Genomic DNA, 13,217 nt, shown 5'->3' with positions numbered 1-13,217 from the left:
TTTGCAGCCGGGTCAAGGAGAACGCATTGGGAGCAAGGCAAGATGGTGCCGTCACTATCAACCGATATCATCACGGCTGACCAGCTGACAGACCGTCAGCGCGCGGCCTGGAATGCCATGCGGGACAGCAATTTCGCGCTGGCCTCCCCCTATTTTGCGCCTGAATTCACGGACATCATGGCCATGCACCGGGCCGATACCCGCATTCTGGTCGTGTCCCGGAACGGAACGCTGGCCGGTTTCCTGCCCCTGCACCTGTCCCGCTCCGGCGTGGCCCGTCCGATCGGCGGACCGCTGGGTGATCATCACGGCTTCATCACCGACCAGCCCGAGCTGGATCTGGAGGCCGCCTTGGTGAGTGCCGGTTTCGGGGTCTTTGCCTTTCATGGCGCCCTCGCTGACCAGACCGCTTTCCTGAAGCATTGTGATGGCCCGCCGGAGATATCCTGGGTGTCCGATCTGACACGCGGCTATGACAGCTTCATGGCCGAATGCGCCGCCGCGGATGCCAAGGCGATGCGGAATATTCGGGCCCGCCTGCGCAAGCTGGACAAGCTGGATGCCGACGTGGTTTTCCGGATCGATGACCGGCGCCCCGAAGCGCTGCAAGCCCTGGTCGAAGCCAAGCGCGAGCAATATCGCCGGACCCGGGCCCTGGACATTTTCGTCGCCCCCTGGGTGCAGGCCGCGATCCTGGACCTGTTCGATACCCGCGAACCGGAATTTTCCGGACTGCTCTCGACGCTGGAAATTGATGGCCAGCTGGCCGCGGCCCATTTCGGCATGCGCTCGCAAACCGTGCTGCATTACTGGTTTCCGGTCTTCTGGCCGGACCACGCCAATCTCGGACCGGGACTGTCGCTTTATTGCGAAATGGCCCGGACGCTCAGCGAGGACGGGCTCACCCAGATCCACATGGGTCCGGGGGATTACGACTTCAAACGCCGTCTCGGCAATGCCGGTTTCGGCGTGGTCTCCGGCCAGGTCCATCGGCCGTCCGTCACCCAGGCCGTCGTCGCCTTGGGCCGCGGCCTGGATCGGATGGCCCAGGCCCTGCCCCTGGGCCGGGCGTCCGCCTGGCCGGGCAAGGCGATCCGCCGGATCGACAAATGGGCCAGTGTGCACGCCTTGTGAGGCTCAGCGCGGGGCCGCCGTATACACAGTCAGCCCCTCGGCGAAACTGTAGAATTGCGTCAGCCGCGGCAGAAGCTGACCGCTCAGAGCCGTGCAGGTCACCGTTACCAGCTGGTCTGCGCCGCTGATCGACAGGATCATGAATTCCATCTGCTGATCGCCGGCATTAACCGCGAGCAGATTGCGCATAGCCGGGCGGCCATTGAGCGTCACAATCTCGGTAAGATAGCCCTGCGTGGCATCCGTGCCGTTGGCGCGCAATTGCTGCACGAAGCTCTGCGGGGTAACCGAGGCGAAATATTCGTTCCACTGGGCGGCGGTCCCGCTCACCGCGGCCGTGCCGACATTGCAATTGGCCCCATCCCGGGTCTGGGATCCGTCAGTGGGATACCAGGTTGGCAGATTGGCCGATTGCGTCCCGGCCTCCGAATAGGTCCAGCCCGGCACGGACCGTCCATCATAGAGCCCGGCCTGATAGGCCTGACCTTCGGCCATGGCGGCCAAGGAAAACCAGATAATCCCCACTGCCCAGATTGCGCGCATGATATCCCCCCTTGCTGGCTGGCAACAGGTTAGCGCAAGCGTGCAGTGTCACAAGACCAAACAGTCTCGAACCGGAACAAACCGCCGGTACTGCCCGTTCAGGGCCGTCCGGATTGGCGGACCGGAAAGCTGTTCGTTTACTGGAACGGGTTCAGCTTTTTGAGGAAATACTGGAGGCCACCGCGGTTTTCCTTGCGGTCGAGCTCTTCCTGGGAGGTCAGGAAGGTCGTCTGCACCACATAGCGCTCGCCCTCGAAGGGCAGATGGCCGTGCCAGGAATGGTCATCGCGCAGGAAGGCGAAGACATAGCCGGCCAGCGGCGGCACTTCCTCGGTGAAATCCTCGAAATCCTTCGGCCCATTGAGCACGCGGATGCAGCCGGCGCCCGTACCGTCCCACTCGGCATTGAGATAGGTCAGCATGGTCAGGATTTTCGATTTCGAATCATTGTGGATCGGACCGTCGGACAGCTGCGACAGGCGGCGCACGGTGATCATGCGCGGCTTCTGCGTGAAATCGACGCCGAATTTCTCGGTCAGGACTTCAGCCAGCTCGGCGGAATTGAGATCGTCCATCAGACGCTGGAATTCGCCTGTGGCTTCCAGCTTGGAGAGCGGCAGATAGCCCGGCTTGTTGATGGCCGGATAGTCGCGGCGGATATCGGCTGCCTCGGTTTCGGACAGCGCACCCTCGGCGACGAAATAATTGTAGGGCTCGGTGCGCAGGCGGGCTGACCGCAGCGCGTCGAAATCCAGCATGCCCCCCGGTCCAGTCTTGCCGGCCTTGGGCGTTTCAGCCGCGGTGTCCTTGGCGACGGTTTCAGCCATCACATCCACTCCGATCAGTTTATGCGGCGCAATCTAACGCAGCTGGCCGAAGCTTCAAACCGCGGCAGGCGCGTCCAAAGCGCGCAGCATGGCATCGACCGCCTGCAATTCGCCCTTGAGCAGGGCCAGACGCTCGGCCGCTTCGCTGTCCTCGCCCCACTGGCTGGCCTGGAAAGCCTCGTCGACGGAGGACAGGGCAAAGGCCTGCTCGCCATCAATCTCGCCCTCCAGCAGCGCCAGGCCGAGAATGGCAGAACCGCATACAGCCGTTGTATGGGCCAGTGCGGTGAGACGCCATTTGTCCTGCTCGCCGGCCTTGGCCATGACACGCTGCAGGGCGACCGGGTCCTGGTCGACCGGCAGCACGCCGGTCGCCGGCACGAAGTGCGCCCCGAGTGTCTCGTCCGCCCATTTCAGCAGCGGATCCCAGGCAGCGGCCTGGGCGGCGACCAGTTCGGCCGGGTCCGGCGCACGGAAGCACAACAGGTCCGTCGCCGCATAGCGGGTCACTTCCGCCACGGTGGCCTCCAGGCTTTCACCCATCCGGTCCAGGGCGACAAAGCAGAGGCGGGTCGTCGGCATGGAGGGGGCATCGATCCGTTCCCCCTGCACGTCCCACTCCGCCGCGATGAGGCGGGCCAGCGCTTCGGTCGGCACTTCCAGCGGCATCTTGGCCGGGGTCTTCACCGGCCGCCCGTCCAGGCGCACGGCGAAGCCGGTCTCCGTCGGCTCCACCGACACGGTTTCATAGAAACGTTTCGGGCGGGCATCTTCCGGCTTGGGCAGGCGCACGCCGGGCTTGGTTTCGTATTTCTCGCTCATGCGACCCGTCCTTCCACGGAAGCCCCGAAGGCGTCCAGCGCGGCATTCAGCCCGTCAAAATCATGATGGATGGAATGAGCTCCGCCCTCGCGGATCTCGTCCTCGGTGTGGAAGCCCCAGCTGACGCCCAGCGCATGCACCCCGGCATTGCGGCCCATTTCCATGTCGAAGCGCGTATCGCCGATCATGACGACCTGGTGCGGGTCGGTGCCGGTCTCGCGCATCGCATCCAGCACCATGCGCGGATGCGGCTTGCCCGGTCCGCCATCCACCGTATGCAGCGTGTCGAACAGGCGGTGCAGATCATGATGGCCAAAGACGATGTCCAGCCCCCGCCGGGCCTTGCCGGTCGCCACGCCCAGCAGCCAGCCTTCATCGGCCAGCCGCTCCACTGTTTCCAGAGCGCCCTCATAGAGTGGCTCGTCAAACCCCTTCTCGGCGCGCTGCTCGACGAAGGCTTCCTTGTAATAGGTCGCCAGCTGCATGATGTGCTCGGCCGGATAGTCCGGCGGCGCCAAGCGGGTGATGGCCTCGGAGAGCTCCAATCCGACAATCGTGCGAGTGCGGTCATACTCGATCGGCGGCAGGCCGGCACGGGCAAAGGCCCGTTCCATGGCTTGCTGGATCACCTTGCGGCTGTCGATCAGCGTGCCGTCAATATCCCAGACAGCGAGTTTCAGCGGGGCGGACATGGCGTCTCCGTTCGGGGTCTGACCGCGAGATAGAAGCCTGCCTGCCGCTTGGCAAGACGGGGGCGCGGCATGCTAGCTATGCGCCCCTGCCAAACCGGAGTTTGTGTCCATGACTGCCCCCACCGACCTGACCGACGCCCAGCGAACCGAACTGGACGCCGCCGCCTTCCGCCGCCTCCTGGCGCATCTGGATGCCCACAAGGAGGTCCAGAACATCGATCTCATGCTGCTGGCCGATTTCTGCCGCAACTGCCTGGGCGACTGGTGGAGCGAAGCCGCCGCCGAACGCGGTCTGGAGGTGTCCAGGGAAGAAGGCCGTGAACGCGTCTACGGCATGCCCTACGCCGAGTGGAAATCGAAACACCAAGCCGAAGCCAGCCCGGAAAAGATTGCGGCCTTCAAGGCGAAGCAGGTGGCCAAATAATTGCCCATCTTCGGCGCTGAGCTGGACACACTGACGGACGAAAAGAGTGGAAGATGAAGGTAGTCGTTTCTCTGGTCGCAGGCACCCTATTGGGCGCCACTGCAACGGCAATCCTGCTGCAACCTGACAAGCGTGCCGTTCGCCCCGCGACCGGCTTCATCCTCGGCGGGTTTGCCTTCCCCGCCACAGCGGGTGAATTTCGCATCGTTAACCAAGCGCATGGCATCGATAGCACGCTCTACACAGTAAGACTTGAGGCGTGCGACGCTGACACTGTGTGGGACGTCGGATGGTCCGGATATTTCACGGGTCAGGATCAAATCAGCTCACCTGAAACCGATAGCTTAATTGTTCTCAGAATGACGGCTGATGCTCGAGAGCCATTCGTGCGCAATGCCGCTCGCGGGCCCTTCACGTCCGTAAGAGTCATCAATCAAGATGACGCCGAGTGTGTGAGATCACACCTGACCGAACTCGCAGAAAGCGCTCAAGCCGTATTCGTGCTTCCCACCGACTAAGCCAGATCCTCTTCCGCTGCCGCTTCGTCGATCTCGTTCGCGAAGAAGCCCAGCGTGTCGAAAATCTTCTGGGTCTGGCGCGGCAGGTCCGCTGTGAGGACCAGCGGCTTCTTGCCCTCGCGCGGGATTTCCAGACGGCGGGCATGCAGGCAGAGGCGGCGGTCGAGGTCTTCCGGGGCTTCACGGTCGCAGGTGTATTTGCGGTCGCCGAGAATGGCATGGCCCATGGCAGCGAGATGGACGCGCAGCTGGTGGGTCCGGCCCGTCACCGGTCGCAGCGCCACCCAGGACGCTTTCTGACCGGCCTCGGTGACCACGACATAGCGGGTCAGGGCATGGCTGGCGCCCTCATCGCCATGGCGGGCCGCGACCATGGTCTCGCGCTCTGAATCGGCGCCCGCCCCCGCGGCCTTCTTCATGAAGCCCTTGATCTCACCCATTTTCGGCTTGGGCACACCCAGGGCGATGGCCCAATAGGTTTTCTTGGTCTTGTGGGACTGGAAAGCCTTGGCCAGTTTCGCCGTCGCCTTCGGCCCTTTGCCGACAATCACGACACCGGACGTATCCTTGTCGAGCCGGTGAACGAGGCGCGGGCGCTCCAGCCCCTCGCCGAACGCATCCAGCAGACCGTCCAGGTGTCGCGTGGTCTTGGACCCGCCCTGCACGGCCAGACCGGCAGGCTTGTTGAAGGCGATCAGCTCGGCATCCTCATAGATGACGAGGGAGCGGACATAATCGATATCCTCGTCCGACAGGCGCGGCTTGGGCTTGCGTTCGCTGGGCTCGGGCAAAGGCGGAACCCGGATTTCCTGGCCGGCTGTGACCCGGCTATCCCCCTTCACCCGGCCGCCATCGACCCGGATCTGACCCTTGCGGCAGAGCTTCTGGACCATGATGGCCGAGACATGGGGAAAGCGCCGCTTGAACCAGCGGTCCAGGCGGGACCCGTCCTCGGACGGCTCGACCCGGAGGGTCTGAACACCACTCATGCCAGCACCTTTCGCATGACAAACAGGCCGAGGAAAACTGCGGCCAGACACAGAAGCACCGATCCGGCAGCATAGGAGAAAGCGAGCGTAACCTGCTTGCGTTCCACCATTTGCGCCAGTTCCAGCGAAAAGGCGGAGAAGGTCGTGAACCCGCCCAGTAATCCCACAGCCCCGAACAGGCGGATATCATGATCCAGCGAGCCCCGGCCCGACAGGGCCAGCCAACCGACGAGGAGACCCATGCACAGCCCGCCCAGGACATTGGCGGCCAGCGTGCCCCAGGGCAGACCCAGTGGCATGTCCGGTCCAAGCCAGCGCAGGGCGGCGCGTCCGACCAGATGGCGCGAGATGGCACCCAGTGCGCCCCCGGCGCCGATCAGCAAAAGATTGGTCATGGCGGCTCGATAAGGCCCTGCCCCGCAGGACGCAAGCGGAATGGCTTCAAGACCCGCGCCACGCGCCTGCCCGGAAATTCATACCCGGTATCCGTTTCTGCAAATTGTGCACCGCACCATTCGCAGTATGCTGCACATGCGAAATACTGCTGAGCCCGATTGAAAGGAGACTCCCATGACTCGCAACCAGACCCAGATCTCCAGCGCCTTCAATACCCTCTTCGTGATCGGTTTCTTTGGCGCCGCCATGATCATCCTGTCGGCCCTGGCCGGATAGGGCCCAACCCGGTCCCGAAAATCGCGGCCCGTCACCGGGCGGATCGCCGCCAGACACAGTCTGCAGCAAGGGTGGCTTCGGCCGCCCTTTCTTTTTTGTCATACTAACAAACGTTTAATATGCATTTTTGCAATGCCGCATTGGCGGAATGGCGCTTCCGGATTTCGGCTAAGTCCTTATTTACCAAGACGCGAACCGGGAGGGCCCGGTCTCGCCAAGAGAAAAGGACTTCATTATGGACCGCGTCACTTCAACCCTGTCGACGGTGATCAATATCCTCTTCGTGGCCGGTGTGTTTGGGGCCATGACGATCGCGCTGTCCGGCGCGGTTGCCTAAAACCTGAACGGCTACGATCCCGGTCCCGGCTGCCTCACCGCCTCACGAGACAGCCCAGACCGGTCGGATCGATCCCTCACCAAAAAGAGCGGGAGCTGCCCCCACAGCTCCCGCTTTTTGTTTGCGCTCTTGGCAGCGAACCTGAACCGCCTAGACTGCCGCTCCAGTCAGGAGATTGCGTCATGTTGTTCACGGCCCTCATTGCCCTTGTGCTCGTCCAGGACACGCCGACCCCGGAGCCGGAGACGCCACCGGCGGAAACCGGGAGCGAGGCGCCGGCCGTGCCCACAGACGCACCGACCCTGATTGCTGACATTGAAGGCCGTGCAGCCGCCTATGGCGAACTGGCCGCCGAACTCGCCGCCCGCAAGGCCCGCGAACGCTATCTGACCGGGCTCGTCTTGCCCGTCATCAGCCGCACTGATCTGGATGATGGCGCACGGGGTGAAATCCTGCAGGCCTTCGGTCCGCAGATCGCCGCCGTCGAGGACGCCAATACGCAATGGGCCGTGGATCAGCTGACCCCGGAAGACTTCGCCGTGCTCTATGCCGAGGAACCACGCATGGCCCAGGACATCTTGCGCTGGGCGGAGCGGGCCGAATCGGCCCGTCCTCAGATCGTGGCCGCGCTGGAACCGGTCGCCCTGAATGGCGATTACGACGGTCTCGCTTTTGCCCAGATGGCCGATGCCCTGGCCGTCAGCCAGGAAGCACCGCAATCCTATGGCACCGCCCTTGTCTGCCTGTCTGGTGAAACCGCCCTCGCCCCGGTCCGCGCCCCGGAAGCGCTCGCAGAGCGCCGCGAGGCGCTGGGCCTGCCGCCGCTCGATCCGGACGCCTTCGTCAGTGAAGCCTGCGGCGACGAAGACGCCGGACCGGACGACGAACAGCCTTGATCAGACCTTGGTGCGAAGCGTCTGCACGAGCACCAGCAAGACCGACACCACAGCACCGATCGCGGACAGGCCGAGGACCGGCCCCAGAACCGCTTCTTCCGCCATATGGCCGTAGAGCATGTAGAGACCGGTGATCATCACGACGGTCGAGACCTGGTGGAACCCGGTCTGGACCCAAGCCAGCAAACCGGCCGGGATTTCGAACACCTTGTAGATCACGGCCCAGCTGATCGAGAGCACGCCGCCCAGCAGCATGATGTGGGCATGGGTCGGCATTTGCCCGTGGTCACCGGTGCGCCCCATATGCTCGCCCAGCAACATGCCCAGCAGCAGCCAGAGCAATCCCAGCGTCAGATTGATACGAATCGGATTCATTGAATTCCCCCCAGAGTTTCAAGTGGCAGGAGAATTCTCCGGTTCCGCGATCGTGGCAAGCGTCGCTTTATTCAGCCGATTTGCGGCGCTGGTCCCGCAGCGCCCGTGACCGGGCCAGACGCTCGCGCAGCGGCGCTTCGCGTCCCACATCCTTGGGCTCATACAGGACGGGCCGCTCGCGCATCTCCTCGGGGAAATAGTCCTGCCCCGACACACCGCCCTCGACATCATGGTCGTATTCATACCCCTTCCCATAGCCCTGGCTTTCCATGAGCTTGGTCGGCGCATTGAGGATATGAGCCGGCGGCATAAGCGAACCGGTTTCCTTCGCCAGGCGGCGGGCCTTTTTGTAGGCCGTATAGACCGCGTTGGACTTGGGTGCCGTAGCCAGATGCACAACGGCATGCGCCAGGGCCAATTCGCCTTCCGGCGAGCCGAGCCGCTCATAGGTCCGTGCCGCTTCAGACGCGATCATCAGTCCGGTCGGATCGGCCAAACCGATTTCTTCCGACGCCATGCGCACCAGACGGCGGGCCAGGAAAAGCGGATCTTCCCCGCCTTCCAGCATGCGAGCGAACCAGTAAAGCGCCGCATCCGGATCGGACCCCCGCACCGATTTGTGGAGCGCCGAGATCAGGTTGTAATGCTCGTCCCGGTCCTTGTCATAGGCCTGCGGACGCTTGTTGAGGAGCTGCGCCAGGCGCTGGGCATTGACCGGTTCGGGGAAGTCGAAGGTGAAGACCTCCTCGACCAGATTGAGCAGATAGCGCCCATCCCCGTCCGCCATGCCGCGCAGGGCTGCCCGTCCGCTCTCATCCACCGGCAGGGACCGGTCCATCTCCTGCTCGGCCCGGGCCATGAGGAGATCCAACCCCTCCTCGTCCAGACGCTTGAGCACCAGGACCTGGCACCGCGACAGCAGAGCCGCATTGAGCTCGAAGGACGGGTTCTCCGTGGTCGCACCCACAAGGGTGACGACGCCCTCTTCCACGACCGGCAGAAAGCCGTCCTGCTGGGCGCGGTTGAACCGGTGTATCTCGTCGACGAAAAGCAGCGTGCCGCGGCCGGATTGCCGCCGGGCCCGGGCTCGCTCGAACGCCTTCTTGAGATCGGCCACGCCGGAGAAGACAGCCGAAAGCGGTTCGAACTCCAGGCCGCTATCCTCAGCCAGAAGCCGGGCCGTGGTCGTCTTGCCCACACCGGGCGGGCCCCACAGGATCAGCGAAGCCAGTCGTCCCTGGGCCCGCATGCGGGCAATCGGCCCATCCCCCTTGAGGAGATGGTCTTGTCCGACGACTTCATCCAGCGTCCGCGGACGCAGACGGTCCGCGAGCGGACGCGGCGCCTCGGCCTCAAGGCCGGCTGATTCGAACAATGTGCTCATATCCCTACCCTGCCACGCGCGGAGCGCGGACACACCTGTCCCGCTCGCCTATCCGCAGTCATTTTGGACTGTGCTAGAGTGACGGCCTCTGCCTGGGAGGACAGCATGTCGACGAAGATGGACGATCCGGTCGCGCAAACCCAGCAAGTCAGCCTCGAGATGCGGGTCGTGCCCTATCTCAGCGTGGATGACGGGGCGGCTGCCCTCACCTTCTACGAAACGGCCTTCGGCGCCGAAGTGCTGGAGCGGTACGAGCACGAGGGCAAGCTGGGACATGCCACCCTGCGCATCAATGGCGGCATCCTGATGCTGGCAGACGAATTTCCCGACCCCGATGACCTGATCGGCAATGTCTCACCGAAGACCCTGGGCGGCCGCACCACGTCCACCATCAATCTCAATGTGGATGACGCCCAAGCCTGGTTCGAGCGGGCCACGGCCGCCGGCGCGAAAACCCTGCGCCCTTTGACGCAGGAATTCTTCGGCCGGCACGGCAAGCTGCGCGACCCGTTCGGGCATGTCTGGAGCGTGGTCGAGCTGAAGCGCTGACCAAGCCGGTCGAGACTCAATAGAGCTGCAGCGCCGTCTCGTAGCGGCGTCCCCGGCGTTCGATGACCACCGGCCAGACGCGCTCGCCATCATAACGAATCAGGGTCTCTGCCAAATCGTCCATCGTACGCACGGGCTCACCCATCACTTCCACCACGACATCGCCCGGCCGGAAGCCGAACCGCGCCGCGATACTGCGGCGGGCCGCGCCTGACACGATCACACCGTCCAGGAAGGGGTCCAAGCCCACGCGTTCATTGAAGGCCGGCGACATCTGGACGAGACCGGCCCCGTTGAACGGATTGCGGCCTTCCGCCTCGAAGGGCACGGGTTCGCTATTGCCCGGGGCGGCCTCCACGAAGACATCCAGGTCGAGTTCGCGGCTGCCGCGCAGAACGGTGAAGCGTGCTTCATCACCGGCCGCTCGGGTCGCCAGCCGGAACCGGGCACCGGACTCGTCATTGATATCCCGTCCGTCGATGGCGAGGATCACATCGCCCTGGCGCAATCCGGCATCGTCCGCGGCGGCATCGGGATAAACTTCGCCCACCAGGGCCCCGCGCGGCCGGTCCAGACCCAGGGCCTGGGCCAGATCACTGTCGACGGGCTGAAGACGCGCGCCCAGCCAGGGCCGGATCAACTCCCCCTCGCCCAAGGCCGTATCCACGACACGGCGGACCATCTCCACCGGAATGGCAAAGCCGATCCCGTTGGATCCGCCCGAGCGCGAGAAGATCATCGTGTTCACGCCAACCAGTTCGCCATCCATGTCCACGAGGGCGCCGCCGGAATTGCCCGGATTGATCGCCGCATCCGTCTGGATGAAGGAGCCGAAATCACTGCGTCCGACATCGGTCCGCGCCAGGGCCGACACAATGCCGGAGGTGACCGTCTGGCCGACGCCGAAGGGGTTGCCGATCGCCAGGACCAGATCGCCGACCTCGATATCGCCCGACATGTCGTAATTCAGGACAGGCAGCGGCTCGTCCGTCTCCACGCGCAGGACGGCCAGATCGGTTGTCTCGTCAGTCAGCAGGATTTCCGCCTCATACTCGCGGCGATCCGCGAGTACGACGCGCAATTCGGTGGCATTCGCCACGACGTGATTATTGGTCACGATCACACCGGAAGGATCCACGATCACCCCGGAGCCCAGCGAGTTCTGTTCCTGCGGCTGGCTGCGGAACATGCGCGAGAAGAAGGGATCATTCGCGAAGGGGTGCTGGTTCTGCACCACGCGGCGGGAATAGACATTCACCACGGCCGGCGTCACATCGCGGACAATGGGCGCGAAAGACAGCTGCACCTCGGCCCGGCTGTCCGGCACGATCCGGTCCTGGGGCAAGGTGGCTTCGGGGGTGAAACCGGTCTCCTGCGCCGCGACCGGCGCAGTGACGAGGGCGGAGGCAAGCAGGATGTGTTTGATCATGGTGTCCATATAGGCCGAGTTCGAGACATGAAAAAGGCGGCTTGCAAGAGCAAAGCCGCCTTTCCCTGAACCTGTGCTGACTGGAAGCTTACTCTTCAGTCATGCCATCTTCGGCCGCCAGACGGGCCCGGTCGACGGCACCCTTGGCTTCCGGGTCGCGATCAACCAGCTCGATGACAGCCATCGGCGCATTGTCGCCGTGACGGAAGCCGGCCTTGAGCACGCGGGTGTAGCCCCCATTGCGCTCGGAATAACGGCCGCCCAGCGTGTCGAACAGCTTCTTGACCTGGTCCTCGTTCCGGATGCGGGACATGGCCAGACGGCGGCCGTGCACATCACCACGCTTTGCCAGCGTGATGAGCTTGTCCATGAACGGGGCCAGTTCCTTGGCCTTCGGCAGGGTGGTGACGATCTGCTCGTGCTCGATCAGCGACGAGGCCATATTGGCCAGCATGGCTTTGCGATGCGAGTGCGTGCGATTGAGTTTGCGGTGTGCGATGCCGTGACGCATGGCTTTATCTCCTCAGGTCCGGTTCAGGCGCCTCCCGGCGGCTGCCTAGACGTGATCCTCAAAACGTTTGGCAAGATCTTCGATGTTCTCCGGCGGCCAGTTCGGCGCTTCCATACCCAGGTGGAGACCCATCTGGGCGAGAACTTCTTTGATCTCGTTAAGCGACTTGCGGCCGAAGTTCGGGGTACGGAGCATTTCCGCCTCGGACTTCTGGATCAGGTCGCCGATGTAGACGATATTGTCGTTCTTCAGGCAGTTCGCGGAACGCACCGACAGCTCCAGCTCGTCGACCTTGCGCAGCAGCGCCGGATTGAAGTCGAGCTCGGGCTTGTCGTCCTCGGCCGGGCGGGCCTCGACGGCTTCCTCGAAATTGATGAAGATCTGGAACTGGTCCTGCAGGATGCGCGCGGCAAAAGCCACGGAGTCTTCCGGCGTGACCGTACCATCGGTCTCCACTTCAAGCGTGAGCTTGTCGTAATCGAGAACCTGGCCCTCACGGGTGTTCTCGACCTTGTAGGAGACGCGCTTGACCGGGCTGTACAGCGCATCCACGCCGATCAGGCCAATCGGAGCATCTTCCGGACGGTTGCGCTCGGACGGGACATAGCCCTTGCCCGTATTCACCGTGAATTCCATGCGGATCTCGGCACCTTCGTCCAGCGTGCACAGGACCAAGTCCTTGTTCACGATCTCGACGTCGGCGGTTTCCTCGATATCACCCGCCGTGACGGCACCCGGGCCGGACTTTTTCAGCACGACGCGTTTGGGGCCTTCACCATGCATGCGCAGGGCGATCTGCTTGATGTTCAGGACGATGTCAGTGACATCTTCCCGCACACCGTCGATCGACGAAAACTCGTGCACCACGCCATCAATATGGACGTTGGTGATGGCCGCGCCCTGGAGCGAGGACAGCAGCACGCGGCGAAGCGCATTGCCGAGCGTCATGCCGAAGCCACGCTCCAGCGGTTCGGCGATGATCTTCGCATGCCGCTCCGGGTCGTGGCCCGGTTCGATTTCCGGCTTCATCGGGCGGATGAGTTCTTGCCAGTTCTTCTCGATCACGTTCTTACTGCCCCTTCATCAGCCGCGCGCCTTAGCGGCGGCGCGTTCAA

Annotated in this window: 16 protein-coding genes; 5 read left to right on the top strand and 11 right to left on the bottom strand. The window is 63.6% G+C overall.

Annotated features, from left to right (window positions below; genetic code table 11):
* The first annotated feature begins 42 nt into the window (after window positions 1-42).
* A complete protein-coding gene (locus tag FCS99_RS15910) occupies window positions 43-1,134 on the top strand; it encodes a GNAT family N-acetyltransferase (protein WP_138514364.1) in 1,092 nt (363 codons plus the stop codon).
* A 3-nt stretch (window positions 1,135-1,137) separates the two neighbouring features.
* Here the strand turns inward: FCS99_RS15910 and FCS99_RS15905 are convergent, their stop codons facing one another.
* The 4 genes from FCS99_RS15905 to FCS99_RS15890 form a co-directional block, all read right to left on the bottom strand.
* On the bottom strand, window positions 1,138-1,677 hold the full coding sequence (locus FCS99_RS15905; RefSeq protein ID WP_138514362.1) for a hypothetical protein: 540 nt from the start codon (window positions 1,675-1,677) through the stop codon (window positions 1,138-1,140).
* A gap of 137 nt (window positions 1,678-1,814) precedes the next feature.
* A complete protein-coding gene (locus tag FCS99_RS15900) occupies window positions 1,815-2,504 on the bottom strand; it encodes a 2OG-Fe(II) oxygenase family protein (protein WP_233352876.1) in 690 nt (229 codons plus the stop codon).
* 54 nt (window positions 2,505-2,558) lie between these two features.
* Window positions 2,559-3,326, bottom strand: a complete 768-nt coding sequence (locus tag FCS99_RS15895; protein WP_138514360.1) for an ATP12 family chaperone protein — start codon at window positions 3,324-3,326, stop codon at window positions 2,559-2,561.
* Window positions 3,323-4,018, bottom strand: coding sequence for an HAD-IA family hydrolase (locus FCS99_RS15890; RefSeq protein WP_138514358.1), 696 nt, complete (start codon window positions 4,016-4,018; stop codon window positions 3,323-3,325). Before FCS99_RS15890 ends, FCS99_RS15895 begins: the two co-directional genes overlap by 4 nt.
* A 109-nt stretch (window positions 4,019-4,127) precedes the next feature.
* Here FCS99_RS15890 and FCS99_RS15885 point away from each other — a divergent pair, with 109 nt between their 5' ends.
* Together FCS99_RS15885 and FCS99_RS15880 are read left to right on the top strand one after the other, a co-directional pair.
* Complete coding sequence (locus FCS99_RS15885) at window positions 4,128-4,442, top strand: DUF1244 domain-containing protein (RefSeq protein WP_138514357.1); 315 nt, start codon at window positions 4,128-4,130, stop codon at window positions 4,440-4,442.
* Between the two features lie 53 nt (window positions 4,443-4,495).
* Entirely contained in the window at window positions 4,496-4,960 is a 465-nt protein-coding gene (locus FCS99_RS15880) for a hypothetical protein (RefSeq protein WP_138514355.1), read from the top strand.
* On the opposite strand, the gene FCS99_RS15875 is transcribed toward FCS99_RS15880, so the two are convergent.
* Window positions 4,957-5,949, bottom strand: a complete 993-nt coding sequence (locus FCS99_RS15875; protein ID WP_138514353.1) for an RluA family pseudouridine synthase — start codon at window positions 5,947-5,949, stop codon at window positions 4,957-4,959. The genes FCS99_RS15880 and FCS99_RS15875 overlap by 4 nt on opposite strands.
* On the bottom strand, window positions 5,946-6,344 hold the full coding sequence (gene crcB, locus FCS99_RS15870; RefSeq protein ID WP_138514351.1) for a fluoride efflux transporter CrcB: 399 nt from the start codon (window positions 6,342-6,344) through the stop codon (window positions 5,946-5,948). The genes FCS99_RS15875 and crcB overlap by 4 nt, the downstream gene beginning before the upstream one ends.
* Before the next feature lie 796 nt (window positions 6,345-7,140).
* Between crcB and FCS99_RS15865 the strand changes: the two genes are divergently transcribed.
* Entirely contained in the window at window positions 7,141-7,854 is a 714-nt protein-coding gene (locus tag FCS99_RS15865) for a hypothetical protein (protein WP_138514349.1), read from the top strand.
* Here FCS99_RS15865 and FCS99_RS15860 read toward each other — a convergent pair whose 3' ends face one another.
* Window positions 7,855-8,229: a TonB-dependent receptor gene (locus tag FCS99_RS15860; protein ID WP_138514347.1), complete on the bottom strand. Its 375-nt coding sequence runs from the start codon at window positions 8,227-8,229 to the stop codon at window positions 7,855-7,857.
* A 67-nt stretch (window positions 8,230-8,296) separates the two neighbouring features.
* Window positions 8,297-9,613 (bottom strand): replication-associated recombination protein A, encoded by a 1,317-nt coding sequence (locus FCS99_RS15855; RefSeq protein ID WP_138514345.1) that lies wholly within the window; start codon window positions 9,611-9,613, stop codon window positions 8,297-8,299.
* Between the two features lie 105 nt (window positions 9,614-9,718).
* Here FCS99_RS15855 and FCS99_RS15850 point away from each other — a divergent pair, with 105 nt between their 5' ends.
* A complete protein-coding gene (locus tag FCS99_RS15850) occupies window positions 9,719-10,162 on the top strand; it encodes a VOC family protein (protein ID WP_233352875.1) in 444 nt (147 codons plus the stop codon).
* Window positions 10,163-10,178: 16 nt separating this feature from the next.
* On the opposite strand, the gene FCS99_RS15845 is transcribed toward FCS99_RS15850, so the two are convergent.
* The 3 genes from FCS99_RS15845 to FCS99_RS15835 all read right to left on the bottom strand — a co-directional run bounded on the left by FCS99_RS15845 (window position 10,179) and on the right by FCS99_RS15835 (window position 13,167).
* Window positions 10,179-11,591, bottom strand: coding sequence for a Do family serine endopeptidase (locus tag FCS99_RS15845; RefSeq protein ID WP_233352874.1), 1,413 nt, complete (start codon window positions 11,589-11,591; stop codon window positions 10,179-10,181).
* Window positions 11,592-11,679: 88 nt separating this feature from the next.
* Window positions 11,680-12,102, bottom strand: a complete 423-nt coding sequence (gene rplQ, locus FCS99_RS15840; protein ID WP_138514341.1) for a 50S ribosomal protein L17 — start codon at window positions 12,100-12,102, stop codon at window positions 11,680-11,682.
* Window positions 12,103-12,147: 45 nt separating this feature from the next.
* Window positions 12,148-13,167: a DNA-directed RNA polymerase subunit alpha gene (locus FCS99_RS15835; protein ID WP_138514339.1), complete on the bottom strand. Its 1,020-nt coding sequence runs from the start codon at window positions 13,165-13,167 to the stop codon at window positions 12,148-12,150.
* Window positions 13,168-13,217 lie beyond the last annotated feature (50 nt).

Origin of the sequence: Maricaulis alexandrii, from assembly GCF_005871165.1 — a bacterium.
Taxonomy (GTDB): Bacteria; Pseudomonadota; Alphaproteobacteria; order Caulobacterales; family Maricaulaceae; genus Maricaulis; species Maricaulis alexandrii.
The sequence above is the reverse complement of the archived record's forward strand: the minus strand, read 5'-3'. Positions and strand labels throughout refer to the sequence as shown.